Annotated in this window: 14 protein-coding genes; 8 read left to right on the forward strand and 6 right to left on the reverse strand. The window is 54.9% G+C overall.

All coding sequences use genetic code 11. The features are described 5' to 3' along the window. Window positions 1-4 precede the first annotated feature (4 nt). On the forward strand, window positions 5-5,095 hold the full coding sequence (locus K7P01_RS25420) for a M4 family metallopeptidase (RefSeq protein ID WP_267297407.1): 5,091 nt from the start codon (window positions 5-7) through the stop codon (window positions 5,093-5,095). Window positions 5,096-5,454: 359 nt separating this feature from the next. After that, window positions 5,455-6,255: a DUF4974 domain-containing protein gene (locus tag K7P01_RS25425; protein ID WP_267297408.1), complete on the forward strand. Its 801-nt coding sequence runs from the start codon at window positions 5,455-5,457 to the stop codon at window positions 6,253-6,255. A 3-nt stretch (window positions 6,256-6,258) separates the two neighbouring features. On the opposite strand, the gene K7P01_RS25430 is transcribed toward K7P01_RS25425, so the two are convergent. The 4 genes from K7P01_RS25430 to K7P01_RS25445 all read right to left on the reverse strand — a co-directional run bounded on the left by K7P01_RS25430 (window position 6,259) and on the right by K7P01_RS25445 (window position 10,982). Beyond that, entirely contained in the window at window positions 6,259-7,164 is a 906-nt protein-coding gene (locus K7P01_RS25430; protein ID WP_267297409.1) for a PfkB family carbohydrate kinase, read from the reverse strand. A 116-nt stretch (window positions 7,165-7,280) separates the two neighbouring features. Beyond that, window positions 7,281-8,096, reverse strand: coding sequence for a class I SAM-dependent methyltransferase (locus K7P01_RS25435; RefSeq protein WP_267297410.1), 816 nt, complete (start codon window positions 8,094-8,096; stop codon window positions 7,281-7,283). A 260-nt stretch (window positions 8,097-8,356) separates the two neighbouring features. Continuing rightward, window positions 8,357-9,637, reverse strand: coding sequence for a FecR family protein (locus tag K7P01_RS25440; RefSeq protein ID WP_267297411.1), 1,281 nt, complete (start codon window positions 9,635-9,637; stop codon window positions 8,357-8,359). Window positions 9,638-9,917: 280 nt separating this feature from the next. Beyond that, entirely contained in the window at window positions 9,918-10,982 is a 1,065-nt protein-coding gene (locus K7P01_RS25445) for a FecR family protein (protein ID WP_267297412.1), read from the reverse strand. Between the two features lie 743 nt (window positions 10,983-11,725). On the opposite strand from K7P01_RS25445, the gene K7P01_RS25450 reads away from it, so the two are divergent. Further along, window positions 11,726-11,989: a hypothetical protein gene (locus K7P01_RS25450; protein WP_267297413.1), complete on the forward strand. Its 264-nt coding sequence runs from the start codon at window positions 11,726-11,728 to the stop codon at window positions 11,987-11,989. 221 nt (window positions 11,990-12,210) lie between these two features. Here K7P01_RS25450 and K7P01_RS25455 read toward each other — a convergent pair whose 3' ends face one another. Next, window positions 12,211-12,570, reverse strand: coding sequence for a hypothetical protein (locus K7P01_RS25455; protein ID WP_267297414.1), 360 nt, complete (start codon window positions 12,568-12,570; stop codon window positions 12,211-12,213). A 557-nt stretch (window positions 12,571-13,127) separates the two neighbouring features. Between K7P01_RS25455 and K7P01_RS25460 the strand changes: the two genes are divergently transcribed. From K7P01_RS25460 to K7P01_RS25480, 5 genes are all read left to right on the forward strand, one after another. Continuing rightward, a complete protein-coding gene (locus tag K7P01_RS25460) occupies window positions 13,128-13,397 on the forward strand; it encodes a hypothetical protein (RefSeq protein ID WP_267297415.1) in 270 nt (89 codons plus the stop codon). Window positions 13,398-13,651: 254 nt separating this feature from the next. Beyond that, entirely contained in the window at window positions 13,652-13,942 is a 291-nt protein-coding gene (locus K7P01_RS25465) for a hypothetical protein (protein WP_267297416.1), read from the forward strand. Window positions 13,943-13,966: 24 nt separating this feature from the next. Then, window positions 13,967-14,401, forward strand: a complete 435-nt coding sequence (locus tag K7P01_RS25470) for a MauE/DoxX family redox-associated membrane protein (protein WP_267297417.1) — start codon at window positions 13,967-13,969, stop codon at window positions 14,399-14,401. A 96-nt stretch (window positions 14,402-14,497) separates the two neighbouring features. Then, complete coding sequence (locus tag K7P01_RS25475) at window positions 14,498-14,794, forward strand: DUF6520 family protein (protein ID WP_267297418.1); 297 nt, start codon at window positions 14,498-14,500, stop codon at window positions 14,792-14,794. A gap of 3 nt (window positions 14,795-14,797) precedes the next feature. Continuing rightward, window positions 14,798-15,895: a hypothetical protein gene (locus tag K7P01_RS25480; protein ID WP_267297419.1), complete on the forward strand. Its 1,098-nt coding sequence runs from the start codon at window positions 14,798-14,800 to the stop codon at window positions 15,893-15,895. Here the strand turns inward: K7P01_RS25480 and K7P01_RS25485 are convergent. After that, window positions 15,864-17,165 carry a TlpA family protein disulfide reductase gene (locus K7P01_RS25485; protein WP_267297420.1) on the reverse strand — a complete coding sequence of 434 codons (1,302 nt, stop codon included), beginning with the start codon at window positions 17,163-17,165 and terminating at the stop codon, window positions 15,864-15,866. The two genes, K7P01_RS25480 and K7P01_RS25485, sit on opposite strands and share 32 nt — an antisense overlap. Between the last annotated feature and the right edge of the window lies 1 nt (window position 17,166).

Here is a 17,166-nt window from a genome sequence, read left to right on the forward strand (position 1 = left end):
GCACATGCGCAGACGAATCCTCTTACTCGTAGTCTTGAGCATTTCCCTGGCAGGACACAGCCAGGCGCAACGCAATGCACGCACCGTGACCACGGCCATCGGCACACCGGATACAGGCGCCGACAACCTCTATTATACCAACCCGCAGGAGCCACCCCGCGCCATCGAATTTAAGAAAGGCACCGTGACCGCGGCGCAGTTCCTGGCCGGCATCCACCGGTACCTGGGCGTTCCCGCCGACTTCACATTCGCGGAAGCAGAATCCAACACCGACAAGCTCGGCATGCGGCACCACCTGCTGCAACAATACTACAAAGGCATGGCTGTCGAAGGCATGGACTACCGCGTGCATGAAAGGGATGGCTTCGCCGTCTCCGCTAACGGTAAGGCCGTACGGAACATGGCCCTGAATACACACACGACACTCAGCGAAGAGCAGGCCTACCGGCTCGCGGTACAACAGCTGCAGGCCGGCGCCCCCACGCCGCAGCCTGGACGAAAGCTGATTGTATCCAAAGGCTTCACGTTCGCCCCGGAAAGCTTTGCCGTCGCCTTTCAATTCGACCTCGACGTATCGCTCGTGGAACGGTGGCGCGTTTCGATCGACGCCCGCACCGGCGAGATCATCAACAGGGTAAGCCTGGTCAACACCTGTGGACACGAAGAGCCGCCGGCGCCGCCGTATCTCCTCGGCACCGGCCTGACGAACTATAACGGCAACCAGACCATTCGCATCGAACAAACGGCCAGTGGCACACGGCTGGTGGGACAGACCGCGCACGGCGGCCTGCTCGGTACCTACGACCACCGCAATCAGTCCGTCACGCCCCTCCTATACGGCTTTCCCGCCTCAGTCTCTGATGTCACGTCTACCAGCACCAATTATACGGGCTCGACCCGGTTGAAGGCCGCCGTGTCCGTACAGTGGGCCGCCGAGCAAGCGTTTGAATATTACTTTCAACGGCATGGCCGCAACAGCTTCGACAACCGCGGCGGCAAGATCACCTCTTACGTGCACGTGGACGTGGGGTTGGACAACGCCTTTTGGAACGGCAAGCTCCTGGCCTTTGGCGACGGCAGCCGCTACAACACCCTGGTGGAGCTGGACGTCGTGAGCCACGAGCTGACCCACGGTGTAACGCAGTATGAAGCGGCCCTTCAATACGCTAACGAGCCCGGCGCCCTCAACGAATCGTTCTCCGACATCATGGCCAAGGCGGTAGAGTTCCACAGCCTCGGTGCAACCGCCACCTGGCAAATGGGCGCGCACCTGACCGGCGGTGGCCTGCGCGATTTCAGCAATCCCAACATCAAAAACCAACCCGACACCTACCAGGGCGATTTGTGGTATACCGGTACCGGCGACAACGGCGGTGTACACTATAACTCCGGTGTACAAAACTTTTGGTTTTACCTGTTATGCAACGGCGGCAGCGGCGTAAACGATCACGACTCCGCGTACGCCGTAAACGCCATCGGCATGGACGCCGCCGTCAACATCAGCTACCGGAACCTGACCGAATACCTGGGCCCCTTGTCCGATTACCTCGACAGCCGCCTCGGCTCCATGCTGGCAACGGCTGATCTATACGGTAAAAATTCCGCCACGTACCGGGAAGTAGACAAGGCCTGGGACGCCGTGGGCGTCATCGACGAGCCCACCGTCACCAGCCTCGAGCCCTACGACATCACCGCCACCACCGCGAAGATTCGGGGCGCCCTGATTCCCCGCGGCGACACCGTCCGCTATTATTTTGAGTACGGCAAAACCCCGGCGCTCGGCGGCACATCGTCGGAGTATACTTATACCGACAAGGTGCAAGGCATTGTCACCGGCCTGCAGCCCTCGACCAAATACTATGTCCGGATGGTTGTCACCAACGAGCATGGAAGGTCGTATTCTACCGTCACCAATTTTACGACGATCGCGCCGGCACCGCTGGTAAAGATTCTCGAGACGTTGGACGTCACCGAAACAACGGCCACGCTGTACGGTCAGGTAAACCCCAACAGCCTGCCCACGTCGTTTTATTTTGAATACGGACCCACAACGGCCCTGGGCATGACCACACCGGTATACCCCGCCGGAGACACAACGGAGTTCATCAACGTTTCCGCCGGTGTCACCGGACTGACATCCCGCACAACCTATTATTACCGGATGGTTGCCGTCAATGGGTATTCCACCGCCACAACGGGGTCGGTACGCTTTTTCACCGCGGCAAAACCGGTTGTCAGCGCATTCACGCCCGTCACCGCGCCCATCGGCGCTACCGTAACAATCACCGGCCGCAACTTTAACACAACACCCGGAAACACCCAGGTGAGCTTTGGCGCCACCCGCGCCGAGATCCTGACAGCCGGCGCTACGCAACTGGAAGTGAAGGTTCCCGCCGGGGCATCCCTCGGGCCCATCGCCGTCCTGGATCTCCAGTCCGGCCTGGCCACCGAATCGGTACGCGAATTTGTCCCGACGTTCACCGGCAGCTTTTCTACGGGCAATCTGCAACTGGCCGTCGGCTTTAATGACTTAAGCATGTATCGCCCCATCGTACAGGACCTGGACGGCGACCACCGTCCCGACATCATCGGCGGCACCAGCCAGGGCTTCAGAATATTTCAAAATGTACACCAGGGAGGTGACATCACCCCCGCATCCTTTTTGCGCACCACGACAACCGTATCCGATTTCACCAGCATCTACCTCTACGTAGCGGACCTGGACGGCAACGGTCTGGCGGATGTCGTGGGCGAGTATCAAAACGGTCTGCGCATCTACCCCAACCGATCCGTGCCGGGCTATATATTTCTGGGGGAGCCCCTCGACGTACCCATCGGAAATTTTTACCACCTGGCGCTGCGTGACTTCGACGGCGACGGACGCATCGACATCACCTACACGCACTACGCGGCGGGAAGCTATCGGTTAACGGTCCTACGCAATCAGAATCCCACCGGATCGCTCGTGGCGGAAAACTTCCGCCCCCTCTACAGCATGCCCCTCCCCTATGAGCCGTACACGATCGCCACGCCGGACCTCAACAACGACGGCGCCCCCGAGCTGCTGATCGGGTCAACCGACCAAAGCGTGCTGTGGATGCTCCGCAATGACAGCCGTCCGGGAACATTTGCCTTCAGCCAAATCATCACGACAGACCCGGCCCGCGGCAGGTTTGCCCGGTATACCGCCAGCGACCTGAATGCCGACGGCTGGAAAGATGTGGTACTCTATACCTCCAATCTGGAGGGCAAGGTGGCCGTGTGGGAGAACAAAGGCACCACGCCCCCGATCACCCTCGCGCCCCCGGTACCCCTACTGGATAACTATGCCGAAGATGACCTCCAACCGGGTGACCTCGACGGCGACGGCAAGCCGGACCTCCTGGTCGGCACCGACAAACGCGAGCTCCGGTTACTGCGAAACAAAAGCGCAGCCGGCAGTCCCTTTTCAGATACGTCCTTTGAACAACTGGGCCCCTGGGGCACGGTGATCCGCGAGTCCGAAACCGTCGAGCAAAGACTCGCCATCAACGACCTCAACGGCGACGGCCGGCCGGAAGTCATTAATTCCCTGGCCTACTATTACGGTCCGCACGACGGCTACATCTTCGAGATCTGGCAGAACGACACGGATCCCTGCCTGGATCCCACGCTGGTAAAGATGGAGGTAACAAACACCACCGCGAAGATCCTGCTGCCCGCCAATACCACCTTCGATCAGTACGAAATAGAGTACAGCCCCCGCGCCAACGATTGGTACGAGGTATACTCCACCACGATCAATAATCTGTCCCCCGGGTACCCGTACCGGTTCCGCTTCCGGGCCACCTGCGGCGTCGGCTATACCGCCTATCACTATATAGATTTTACCACGGACTGCCTCGACCCGAACAACGTTAGCCTGGCCACCATCGGCGTCAACCAGGTCACGCTGCAAGCGCCGGATCTCAGGCAGTATGAAGTGGAGTACTCGCTCGCCGGCAAAAACGCATGGATAACGCTTCCCGATTATTACAATACCATCTATTCGCTGAAAGCCGGCACACACTACGACCTGCGTGTCCGGGGACGCTGCACTGTGCCCGGCCCATACCGCACCCTGCAATTCACCACCCTTTGTCCTTCGCTCACGGCCCTTGCCGTCACCGACATCACCTTCAACAGCGCGACGATCACCGGCCTCAGCAATTACGCGAGCGAAGCCACGGTAGAATACAGCGCCGACAATCTCCGCTGGACACCCGTCGGCGGGAACTTGTTTCTGTACCCGCTCGTTCCCGGGACACACTACTCCGTGCGGGCCAAACTGAACTGCACCGACATGGCCTCTGACTTTATTACCAAAGAATTCACCACCCCCTGTCCCGAAGTATTCTCCCTCTCCGCCAACGCCATTACACCCTTTGGCGCCGGGATCAGTTGGTACGATCCCTCTAACGCGGACCACTACACTGTACGGTATACCCTTTCAACAGGCGCGACAACCACCACAGAAACACGCGAGCCATACATCTACCTGGAAGGCTTCGCCCCGGGCACCCGCGTGACCGTAGATGTGGCGCCGCCTTGTATTGCCACGCCCACCTACACTACAATAACGTTTAACACACTCTGTTATACCCCCGACCGCATAACCGCCAACGACGTCACCCACACCTCTGTCGAGCTCTCGTGGACAGCTGATTTCTCCACCGTCCCGTACATCGTCGATTATGCTATTGTCGGAACCAACGCCTGGCAGACCATCCACACCGAAGAAGCGCACATCACACTCCCCGACCTGCGCCCCGGCGGCAACTATGAAGTCCGCGTTCGCATCCACTGCCTGGATCAACCGGCAAACTATGCGCATACCTACATCCAAACACCGCTCTACGAAAAAACAGTATACTTCCCGAACCCGACCGATGGCAACGTCACGATCCACCCCGCTAAAAATCTGATCGGCAACCATTTCATTCTTTGCGATAATCTGGGCAGAATCATCGCCAGCGGCGCATTGCCGGACTACACGATCGATTTGTCAACCTTCTCGCCGGGCATGTACCTGTTAAAGATCGAAGGCGAAGAGCCGATGAAGATCAATAAACTTTAATAGCCCTTTCTGGTTCGAGTCTTCCGACCGAAGGGAGGGCGACTCGGACCCAGTATGGTGACAGTCTGCAGACTGTCGGCATCCAGCGCAGCGCCGATGCCACCCCCGGTCACCACAAAGCCACACTACCATCGCTTAAACCAAAATAATGTTTCCCCAAAATTTATACTTCTCCGCCAAAGTAGGCTCTTAGTTATAGACCCATTTATAGTTCTTTTAAACAAATAGCACATCTTTTATTATACCTTACTACAGCAACCGTCTCTTAAGTAAAGAGAGACGCCTGGGTAGAAAGCTTATTGTTCAGCAGGTATATCACGCGATTCTCCATTTCATCGACAAGTCTAATCTACTTAACCATGAGAAGCGGAAACGGGGATGTGCCGGGCATCGGTAAAAGCTGGCGTGTGAAGGGATGGGTAAAACGAGTTATCGCAACAATACTTTTAGTTACAAACCTGTTGACCAATTCGGTCTTTTTTCTTCCGTCGGTCAGCGACCGCACGGTCATGCATGGCTATTCACTTTTTACATTGCCTGATGGAACGGACGGCGTCGTACTCGCCGGAAGCACCGTAAGCTTCACACCCGACTTCGACAAATTATACCGCGAAGCGACAATGACCGGCGACGGTTTTTTTCGTGTGCACTCCACGGATAAGATGTTCGTACTGCATTGTGAAGGCGGCCTGGTCATTCGCACACACGCCAGTACGTTTCAGGTGAGGTCTGTGCCGGGCGATCAGGGAAAGATGCGCGTGCTCGTGGGAAGCGAGAGCGTGGAGATTACGGATCTTTCCGGAAGATCCCTCGGCTATTTCGGCGCGGCGGAAGAAGCGATTATCGATTTGGAAACAAAAGATATCACGCGAAAACAATACGACGAGATCTTCATAAGCGACCTCAACATACGGCCCATCTTGCGCGTTGAGCGCATGACGCTGGCCGACGCCGCAACCAAGCTCGAAGACCACTTCAATGTCGACATCCAGGTAGACCGCGCAATTCGCGGCTATCTGATCGACGCTACCTTTGCCGCCGACATCACCATTTCCGAAGCCCTCGAGGCCATCAGGCTCTCCAACCGCGACAAAAAAGTAGTGTACAAAATCACCTCCGATGGCGACGGTAAGATCCGGCGGGTGACCATCAGTCGTTAGTCATCAACTATTTTTTTCGTATGCCACCGGCATCGTCTTTTCACTTTGGGCCAACACGCGCGTTACATCGGTAACATTGCCGGTAAACGGCCCCGACGCCTCCATCTTTAAGCTGGCCATCGCCGCGGCAAACTCGCCCGCATCCTGTAACGACGCGCCACGAATACGCTGACACAAGTATCCCGCCATGTAGGTATCTCCGCAACCCGTGGCATCCACCACGGCCCGCGGGACGTAGGCCGGTACATCATAGAATGTGTTATCGTGATACAGAATAGAGCCCTGGCTGCCGAGCGTGATAATAACTTCCGAGACACCCCAGTCGGCCAACATCCGTGCGCCGACCCGCGGATCGGACTGCCCGGTCAGTACTTCCATTTCATGCTCGTTGGCTTTCAACATACTGATATACGGCAAGGCTTCAATTTTGTCCTCCCAGTCAATGGGAATCACCTGCTGATCTTCCACCTTCCGCAGAAACCCCTGCACATCCAGCGACACCTTGCCCTGCTTCGACAACGCGCGAATCAGCTCGGTCGACATATCGTGTGCCAGCAGCGGGCCGAGATGATACACGCGCGCAGGTATGGCGAGCACCGGTTCGACCGCAAACGGATCCGCTACCCGCAACACGCGCTGCGTGCGATGATCCATGTTGCCGGTATATTTATTCTCAAAATAAACGGTATGCGCGCTGGGCAACACCGTCACCGCGATCCCCTGCACCCGCAGCGTGTCTACATACGACAGTTCGGACTTGCCCACGGCCGTTATCAGCTGAAACGTTGCCTCCAGCGTGCGGATAGCATTGGCAAAATAAAAGGCCGTGCCCCCCGCCATGTGTAGCTCGGTTTGCGGTGTAATGACCTTATCGAGCGTTATGTGCCCGATGCAGCAGATATCGTACATAGTCCTGAAAGATGATAAACGCTGCAAAAGTAAAAGAAAGGTTGTCGCCCGCAATACCGGCAACAACCTTCCAGATACGAGTGCACGGAACCTGGCCGCTGTATCGTTTGCGAGCGTTACTTCACACCCGCGGCGAGCATAATATGCGGGCTCAACGCCAGCAGATCCGGGTCAGCCTCCGTGCGCCGCACCAGCTCCAGCAACCGTTGCCGCTTCTCCGGATGCGCCCAGCTCTCAAAGTACCGCTGGTCCAGCCAGGCAATGCCCTCGACCGCCACAACCTCCTCCACCGTAAACCCCGCCATCTCAAACTCTTCCCGTAACCCGGCTGGCCGGTGAAAGAACGACCGCGGCAGCACTCCCGGCATGCCGGGGGGCGGATAATGCTCGCCGTTTGCCAGCGACTGCAAACACATCCGAAAAACATCCGGATCATGGATCATCCCGGTCTGCAAGGCAGCCAGCACCGAGGCCGCATGGGTAATAGCAAACCCCAACACGACTCCCCCAACGCGAAGCACCCGCTGGGCTTCATATAAAGCCCGCTGGCGGTCTTCCGCATCCTGGAGATGGTAGAGTGGCCCATGCAGCATGACGACGTCCACAGCGCCTTTGGGCAGCGGCAGCCGCCGGGCCTCGCCCAGTACACAAGCGAAGGTACGCCTGGCGTGGGCGGCCTTCCGGCGGGCGAGGTCAACGTGGCGTGGTACGGGGTCGATCAACGTGACGGCATGCCCCAGGGACGACAGCCAGCGGGCATAGTGGCCGGTCCCCCCGCCCACATCGGCAATGCGACAGGGATAATCAGGCAGGTGCCGGGCGATGAGGGCTTTATTGCGTTCAAGCTCCAGCGGACCCAGGCCTACCTGGAGGCGGGTGTCTTCGGAGCTTTGAGTATAAAAATCGAGAATAGCGTTGTCGATGAGCGACATGTTCGTTCAGTAAAAATATACATAGATTTTTAAGGCTCGCAGCGGAAAGGCCGCGAGAAAAAGGGCCGTTGCTGAGATGCCGCAACGACCTGCCTACGCCGAAGCTATGGCAGGCACAGGTATATTTTTACTAAGCTCTGTTGATGGAACCAAGGTAGGGAAAATTTGACAGACTTCTAGCCACCTGAAGGCACACAAAATAATAAAGACAACAAAACTAAAACATCATACTATATCCTCTCCCAAGGGATATTTTAGAACTACTGACACCCTCTTCCATAAAACTCCAGCACACCATTTTTCTGCTGCCGATGCTCCAGCTGCGGAAGCAGCTTCTCCAGCGTATTCACAACGTGCTCCAGCTTCACCTGGTCATCCTGGAACATCGCCGTTACATCACAGTTGTTCACACTTGCGGCGACCGCAATTTTTGTCTGAAAGCGTGCTTCCATCAACTGCGCAGCGCTGTCAAGGGTAATCCCGTCAAACACCAGCATATCGTCCGTCCAACGCAGGGCATAGGCGGGATCGATCGTGGTCACCATCGCACGATGCGTGCGCGTGTCGACAATGAGCTGCTGCCCCGCCGTGATCTCACCATGTACATATTGATCGCTGCTCACGCGCACGCGGCCGCGCGTAACGGTCACGACAACAACGGGCTGCCCGGTAAAGGCCTCCACGTTAAAGGCTGTGCCGAGCACCTGGAGGGTCACCCCTTGTGTGTATATGACGAACGGATGCGCTGCATCGTGCGCGATATCGAAATATGCCTCCCCTTCCAGGACCACCTCGCGTGCATACCCTTGCGTAAAGCTCGGGCTGTAGCACAGGCGGCTTTGATTGTTGAGGGTGACCGCGCTGTGGTCGGGCAATCGTAAAAATTGTTTGTCTTCAAAGACTTCGGCGCCAACGGCGCATTGCCGGCTGATCGGTGCCGGCGCGGTACCCAAAGGCCAGAGATTGAACAGCCACGAAGCCAGCATCAATAAGCCGGCCACCGCCGCAGCGATCATAAGACCCTGCGCGCGGTTGATCGGCAATGGTTGGGGCTCCATAATATTGTTCCAGACACGTTCGCGGCGTTTGGCCGCACGGCGTGCTTCCAGCGGTGTCAAAGGTTGAATGTGGGGATCGTCCAGCCTGGCCATGATCTCGCGGTAAAAGGCCTCGCCGATAATCTCGTCGTCCGGGCGGATCTCGTCCGGGTCGCCAACCGACAGGATGCTATAAAGTTGGTCGCGTTCGGCGGCGGTACTGTTTTCGGGAAAACGATCGACAATTTCCTCGGTCAGCGTGCGCGCTTCCTTCATGCGGTCCCACACGCGCTCACGCGCAAGAATAGCCTGGCGCTCTTCTGCGCGGGGTATAGCGCCTTGCGGATTTTCGATGCGGTGCCGCGCCTCACGGTATAGCTCCGCGCCCATGGCCTGGTCGGCCGAGCCGGAGGCCAGCAAGATATATACCCGATCGCGCTCGGCGGGCGTGGCAGTGTCGTCCAGGAAACGACGCACCAGGTCTTCCATCGATATATTTTCCATAAACGCAGGACTTCTCCAGGTGCCCTGTAAACCTCGTTTTTTGCTTACAATGCGGTCGTTATAAATTTCTGATGCAGATCAGAAACACCTCTACACCCAACGATCAGGGATATGATCCTGTAGTGCACACCGTTCGGCCTCAGCCTGTTCTTCATCAATAACCCAGGCAAAATGTAACTATTTTCCGACATTTCAAACGTAGTATATATATAAATATCCGGGAAATGTAGCGGCATTCCCTGTTAACGGATAGGATACCGGATCGCGCGTATGCGCAACATTAATATTGACGGCAACCGCTGTGCAATACCACCACTTTGCGGGCAGCATCGTACGTATAACCTTTTTTCTGCACGTTGGTGGTATACAATTTCATGACCGCCGTCAATACCGCATCCAGATCATCGGACGGGTAAAATGCCGCCGTAAACGGTTCACATTGTTTCAACGACTCCTGCTCAAATTGAACATCCACCGAAAACCGCTCCTCGAGCATGCGTGCCGCAGCTTCCATCTTCATATTCTTAAACACTACCAGGTGCTGCCGCCAGATGGCCGAGTTATGGTCGATCGCCTGTTTACGGGCCTTCTTGGTCTCCATGTTAATGATCAGCGCCTCGCCCGGCGCCACCTTGCCATACGATTTCCCCTCCGCAACATGGCGTACTTCCACCAGTCCGCGTGTCACCGCAACTTCCGCCTCGCGATGGTCGCGGAACGTGCGCACGTTAAACGACGTGCCCAGCACGTGCGTGGAAATGGTCGCAGTCTGTACGACAAAGGGATGCGCCGGATCGTGCTGAACATCAAAGAACGCTTCGCCGTCGAGCTTCACCACACGCTCTTTTTTACCAAAGTCGGCCGCATTGAATTGCAGCTCGCTTCCCGGTTTGAGCACCACAATGCTGCCGTCGGGCAGGAAGATCGGCTGCTTACCCTGGTAAACCTTCAGGGCGGTAAGGACCGAGCCGGGAAGGACATCGGTATGACTCGATTTGCGGAAGGCCCAGCTGCCGACCACCAGCAGGGTAACGATACAGGCCGCGGCCACCTGCAGGTGCCACGGCTCGATCCAACGCCGTTTGGCCCGGGGCTGAATGATCTTTTTATAGACGCGCCTGCGGACGCTGTCACCGCGGCGGCGTTCGGCGGCCGGAATATAGTGGGATGTCGGGTCGTCGAAATAGCCCATAAAGCGGCGATCGAGCTCGATGCGCAAAAGCTCCTCGACGTTTCCGGTGTTGGTACGCAGCATGGTCAAAATCTCTTCACGCTCTTCGCGCCTGAGGTTATTGTCCAAAAAGCGACGTACCAGGTCTAATGTTGCTGCCTCCTCTGTTTCCATTGCTTACAGGGCGTTGCGGGGGAGCCCTGCCCCAGGTTTTACGATCAGATAACTCCTTTCAGTATGCGAATCCCTCGAAAAAGCGCACGATCAACACAACCGAACCCACCAATCCATTATGGTTCTTTGATAGAGACACTCGTACGAAGGGCTGGTATAAGAAGAATAGGGTGGTATTTTGGGGGACTTCCGGCCAACGGCTGGTTTTGCCCTATCAATGCCCAAACCCTATAAGTATAGTAACCTAAATCTATACTTTCCGCCGGCCATTTTCAAGTCTTATACTATTTTCCGAAAGGCACCTGCTCATGGATGCCTGAACAAAGCCTGGCCTTTTCGCATTCTCAAATGGCCTTTTGTTGTGCGGAAATACCCCGGTTTTAGCAAAATGCTCCCGCGAACGTAAACTTTCGTCAACATTCAGGAAACAATACACTGTATCTTCACCGTATGGTTAGCCCTGCCGCAGGCGGCGGCAGCAAAGCGAAGCCTACCGGTGATACTCGTACAACCGGATGAAAATAGTTGGTTAGAAGTCCCTTATGATTGATCGTAACTACAATGTGGCTTTACTTCCTAACCAACCAGCAGGCAAACGCAGGGGTCCGTACGACAGGAGCGATGTGCTCTGAATGTACTCGTTGAAATTTAGAATAACTGCTTCACGAATACGGATCCCCTTTTGCTTGCTTCAGCCGTTACGGGTCATTGGGCTAAATAGACAACCAAAACGCCATCCTACTATGAAGAAGAACGCCATGCTCCCGACCGTCGCGTTTGCGATCGCCATCGCCGGTAGCCTTTATGCCTCGACTTTACCCAACATCACAGGCTATGCGCGCAAGCCCGACGGCTCGATCCTGGAAGTCTCGATCACCGACGAATGTCGCTTAAACGAACCAGTCTGGTGTGTGGCGTTCGTAGGAGGCAATGCATATCAGTACATCTATCGCACCTATTCCGCTGCCGTGGCGCAAGACGCTACCCAGCAACTGAAGCACCATTGAATTCATTAACCCCTACCCTTTAGATATATCCCTTAACCTAAACTAACCCCTGCTCGGCCGTCCTTCCCGTAATCGGGAGGGGCGGCTTGCAGGCCGGGGTTACCGGCCGACTCGTCCCGGCATGTGTTGCAGGGTATTGCCACAGCTTCGTCCGGCGATCTTTACTTTTTTAATATTGCCCTGTTCATTAAGAGCGTGAAAACATGCGATAGTATAAGTCATCAACACCCGGTCACAGAGTCCGTCGCAAAAACAATACGCGCACCATTCCGGGCATCGATAATTCCCACACAGCCGTCTACCTCCTCTCTGATAAATCGCTCGCCGCCATCGCCAAACCGCGATTTAAGGCGTTCGAAAAAATAGTCTGTAAAGACGCCCAGCGGCACCGGACAAACCGCACCTGTCGTCCAGGTGAGCTCAACGATCCGCGCGCCGTTTTCCTCCTGGTCTGTATCGTGCCCGGTCTCCATGTTTACCAACGCCACGCCGATATTCAGCCCATCCTCCTCCAGCACATCCGCAAAGTCATGAATAGCCTCTTCCGACGAGGCCATCGCCTTAATTTGATAGGATTCCATATGTGAAAAGATTACAGGAACAGACGTCTTCAACTACCGAAGACAGTCCCGGGGAACTACAAGCCAGACAGAGCCTGCAGCGCTGCTACTCTCCTATAAGAGCGTAAGGCGATGCGTTGGTACAAGTAAAATAATACATTTCTCGACGAATGTATACCCGCACCGCAAAATGCTCCCGCAAACGTAAAATTTTGTTGGTTTTGGGGAAGGATACAGCGGTATATTTCCTTCATATATAAACCTAAACCCCGTTTCCTATGAAAAATCTTATGCTCGTGACCACCGCATTTCTGTTTTCCATCCTTTTGATCGCACACCAGATGCAATCCGCACCCGTTCCGCCTCCCCGCTATGCGCATAATCCCACAACAGGAGCATGCCAGGAAGTATCCGCACCAGGTTGCAACCCGTCAGGCGCGGTGCGCTGCACGGTACTCCTGGACGGAGTCTCAGCACTCGTTTATAGTCCTCTGACGGAAACGCGGTGCGCATTAGCCTTGTACAAGAATTAATTCGCAGGTATCGCCTGCAACGACTTATCAGGTAACCCTTTCACTATGAAAAATCTCATGTTAGTAATGCTCGCCCTTGTCATTTCAGTTGCCTCGGTGCTGTATACACAGTCGCATCCGCTTCCTCCGCCGCATTTTTATGGATATGATCCTGACACGCTTAAATGCACCAAGGGTGACATCGAAGGCACGTGTGGCGATGGAACAGCGGTGCGGTGTACCGTCACGATCGATGAATACTTCGGAATCCCAGCATTCGACCATAAGGTTGGTAGTAATGTCTGTATGTACCCTTCCTTCCGGGCCTCAAATTAATAGTAAAAAGCCTGACCTTCCGATCAGGCTTTTTTTTGCCCTCTCCTATATTAATTTCCCCAATCCTAAATAGGTTTTCACTGAATTTTCCACAAAATACATTCGATTTTGTCCGTTTAAAGGAAAAAATGCTCCCGATAAGCTAAAAGATTGTCAACATTGGGGAAACTCTTATAACCAACTTTGTTTACCCTTGGAGCCCGAACCAGGGTATGTTTAAATAAACCTGTTACACATTAAACCCCCTGATAATTATGAAACTATCTAATCTCCTGATTGTCTCATCGGCCTTTTCACTGGCTATCGCCGGAACGGCCATGAATTATGCGCAAAAAGACGAAGTCCTTCTTCGCATTGTAGCGACAGATCCCGACAGCATATGCCGGGTCTTCCCGGAAACGATCGAAGACAACTGCGCCCTGTTGAACACCGGCCCTCAGTGCTCGGTGTGGTACGAAGAAGACGGAACAGCCGACGTCTTGCTGGCATATATTACTCCGTTGGCATTGCCACTTTGTGCGCTGCCGTTACGAACACGGAATTAAAAATTTGCTATCTTCACCAGGCCTATGAATCGTTACAAATTAATAGACCTCGCGGTTTTTCTGTTGATCATTCTATTTACCTATGCAGCGCTCAGTAAGCTGCTGGAGTACGACAAGTTTACCGTCCAACTGTCGCAATCTCCGCTGCTGACGGCGTTTGCCGGTACCGTGGCCTGGGCCATTCCGGCGTTAGAGATCGTACTGGCGGTGCTGGTATCTATACCACGCATGCGTCTGTACGGTCTTTATGGCTCGTATACCCTCATGGTTATTTTTACGGCCTATATTGTTGCCATTACCCGGTTCAGCGACTATGTACCCTGCTCGTGCGGGGGCGTATTACAAAAGCTCGGCTGGACTGAACACCTCATCTTTAACCTGTTCTTTGTTGCACTCTGTGGCATCGCCATTGTGTTACAGGTGCACAAAGAGCACAATCCTTCACCCGTCGCAACCTAAGGCCACAGGCCCTTTGTACGTTATCAAAACAGACCCGACGGACAAGCCGAAAACCGTAAACAGAGTAGGCGATTATTTACCTAACTTCTTACCTGTATGAAAAAGTCATCCTTTTTATTGCCTGCCGCCGGCTTTACGATCGCCGTCGGTTGTGCACTCGCACCGCGGCCCATGCCTGCTCCTTTTTATGGCATCGATCCCGATACGAAAGCCTGCACGCTCGGTGCCATCGAAGGCACGTGTAATACCGGAACAGCGGTGCGGTGTACGGTGACAATCGGTTCAAATTTTGGCATTCCGGCATTTGACAACAAGAGTGGTACCATGTGTACCACCCCGGTGTTCCGACCCGGCTCCGTGCCCCCACCACCCGACACGCTTACCCTAAAATAACGCATGGGATATAGTTTTTCTGCTCCGCCCCTGAGGCGGGTGTACCGTACCCTGGTAGTCCTGACGCTGGGCGGCATGTTCAGCGTCTGGATTCTCTACCTCATTGCAAACCAGGTGAACCACCGTGACAACGGTTTTGTCCGCTTGTTTCCACCGCACCCGGTTTTGCCGACTTCGCATGTACTTCCATTGCAGTATAACTCCTATTACCTGGCGGGACACGCCGGCGATACCCTATACCTGGGCAACATCACCGCCCCCTTTCACGTGGTGGCGGTGCACCAGAACCTGGTCGACACCCAATACGTGCGCATCCGCTTACGCTATCCCCTGGAACGGCTCAAACGCTTAACACTCTCAATCGACTCTCCTTATTTTTATCTCATGGATGGCATTGCCCCCTCGCTGTTTCGCGGATACATAGGTCAATGGGAAGCAACCAAGTTTATGTATGACAGTACATACTTCACCGAAGCAGTACCCGTCGGCCCTTCCTCCTTGATTGTACGGGCGGTGATGGCCAATCGCGAGTATGCGTTGGGGCGGCAGAGTGCCACCCTGCCCCACATTCGCTTCGACACCACTATTTTGCAAAAGCAAATCGATGGACTGTTCTGTACCGATGGCATACTTCAGTATGATCGCCGCCAACACGGTTTGTTATACCTCTACCATTACCGGAACGAATACATTCGCTTTGACACCAACCTGCATGTATTGGAGCGCGGACGCACCATCGATACCACGTCACGCGCACAGATCAAGGTTGGTTCCTACTCAAAAGGATCTACCATTACCATGGCAGCACCACCGGTAATGGTCAACTACGAGAGCTCCGTCGCAGGAAAGTATTTATTCGTACGCTCAGGGCTGCGGGCCAGCAATGAAACCGAAGAGATGTTTCGGGATGCGTTCGTGATCGACGTATACGATCTCACGCTGGAACCCCGTGAACGCTACAAGTTCAGTTTCTACCTGTATAACCATGGCACGGAAAAACTCAAGTCGTTTCGGGTATATGGCCGCACGCTGTATGCGCTGTATGACCACTATCTGACATCGTATACTTTTAACGACCGGTATTTTCCGCCCGGTCATTAATGACCAGCACGTCTACAATTCGGTCGGCCAATTGTAGCGACAGGCCGTGCGGCGCCAGCGCGTGCCGTAAGGCGTCGATGTCATACACATTGACCGTGAGGTTAATCCCACCGATACGTCGGCGATAATTCGTCTCGTCTACAAAGGGATACGACAGGATTCCATAACGCGTCATCTCTTCTAAATATTCGATTACGTCGGTAACGGTCACTCTGTTCACCTGAAAGTCAGCATCGGTTATATTCAGCGTATGTCCACCCTCGGTATAGCGCAACCGGGTGGTGTCGGTCACGGTCAGCACCAGGCAACTCCTCACCCGTTTTTCCCAGTGTGTCTGCCAGGGAAACTGCCCCTGCAAGTCATGCCGCATGCGGGCCTGCAATTCGGCCAACGTGGTCGGACGGCCCGAGACCAGCTCATAACAATGATAGGACGCTGTATCTCCATGCGGAAAAGGTCCCCCCTGAATATATACTGAATCACGGCTAGCGAGCTTTACCCGGCTTGCCGGTATAAACCGGAGATGGCCATACCGGCCGTACACCTGGCTATACGCGTAACGGTATAATTCACGCGGAGGAAAATTTACCACGCGCATAAAATATCCCATCTCCGGTATCGCAAAAGCATCCATAGAGGATTGGGTGCCACGGCGATACGCGGAAAACGTGCTTTGCCAAAGCACCCGGTCATCCGGCGCCTCGACGATAGCATCGGTTTGGCGCTCGTATATCTCTTTTTGAGGCATGTTGTTTTTACCAGCCAGCATCGCTTCAATATTGGAGGCGTTGAGTTGACTACCTTCTGTAATCGATCGGACGACGCCGGCGGCATCTACCCACACAATGTGCGGTACTGTCGACACATCAAACAGCTTCAATAGTGCCCGGTCTTGACATACGGTCGGAATGGTGAGATCGACAATGCCCGCGCTTCGTCTCTTCTCTATCAACGGTCGCACGACCGATTCGTTCTGCCAGGGGTTCACCAGCAGGATCTGTATTTTTCCGGCAAACTGCTCTTGCAGATGCTCGAGCTTGGGCCAGGATTCCACACAGGATGTGCAACCAATACTCCAGAAATCCAGCAGCAATAGCTTACCCCGGAAGTCTGACGCACGGGCTGTCGTGGTAGGGTGATTGATTACGTGAATGAATGTATACTCGGGGAGTTTATCGCCGACCTTCACGGGTATACCAGCCCGCACCGGCGTCAAAATGCAAGCGATCATGCAAAGGGTACACAGCAGATACGCGCCTCGCTGTCTCATA

The sequence above is a fragment of the Parachryseolinea silvisoli genome (assembly GCF_021190955.1).
Taxonomy (GTDB): Bacteria; Bacteroidota; Bacteroidia; order Cytophagales; family Cyclobacteriaceae; genus Ohtaekwangia; species Ohtaekwangia silvisoli.

Coding starts and splice junctions, on each gene's coding strand:
- K7P01_RS25485 (WP_267297420.1), bottom strand. CDS start 17,165: ATGAGACAGCGAGGCGCGTATCTGCTGTGTACCCTTTGCATGATCGCT.
- K7P01_RS25480 (WP_267297419.1), top strand. CDS start 14,798: ATGGGATATAGTTTTTCTGCTCCGCCCCTGAGGCGGGTGTACCGTACC.
- K7P01_RS25440 (WP_267297411.1), bottom strand. CDS start 9,637: ATGGAAAATATATCGATGGAAGACCTGGTGCGTCGTTTCCTGGACGAC.
- K7P01_RS25435 (WP_267297410.1), bottom strand. CDS start 8,096: ATGTCGCTCATCGACAACGCTATTCTCGATTTTTATACTCAAAGCTCC.
- K7P01_RS25450 (WP_267297413.1), top strand. CDS start 11,726: ATGAAGAAGAACGCCATGCTCCCGACCGTCGCGTTTGCGATCGCCATC.
- K7P01_RS25445 (WP_267297412.1), bottom strand. CDS start 10,982: ATGGAAACAGAGGAGGCAGCAACATTAGACCTGGTACGTCGCTTTTTG.
- K7P01_RS25425 (WP_267297408.1), top strand. CDS start 5,455: ATGAGAAGCGGAAACGGGGATGTGCCGGGCATCGGTAAAAGCTGGCGT.
- K7P01_RS25455 (WP_267297414.1), bottom strand. CDS start 12,570: ATGGAATCCTATCAAATTAAGGCGATGGCCTCGTCGGAAGAGGCTATT.
- K7P01_RS25430 (WP_267297409.1), bottom strand. CDS start 7,164: ATGTACGATATCTGCTGCATCGGGCACATAACGCTCGATAAGGTCATT.
- K7P01_RS25475 (WP_267297418.1), top strand. CDS start 14,498: ATGAAAAAGTCATCCTTTTTATTGCCTGCCGCCGGCTTTACGATCGCC.
- K7P01_RS25465 (WP_267297416.1), top strand. CDS start 13,652: ATGAAACTATCTAATCTCCTGATTGTCTCATCGGCCTTTTCACTGGCT.
- K7P01_RS25470 (WP_267297417.1), top strand. CDS start 13,967: ATGAATCGTTACAAATTAATAGACCTCGCGGTTTTTCTGTTGATCATT.
- K7P01_RS25420 (WP_267297407.1), top strand. CDS start 5: ATGCGCAGACGAATCCTCTTACTCGTAGTCTTGAGCATTTCCCTGGCA.
- K7P01_RS25460 (WP_267297415.1), top strand. CDS start 13,128: ATGAAAAATCTCATGTTAGTAATGCTCGCCCTTGTCATTTCAGTTGCC.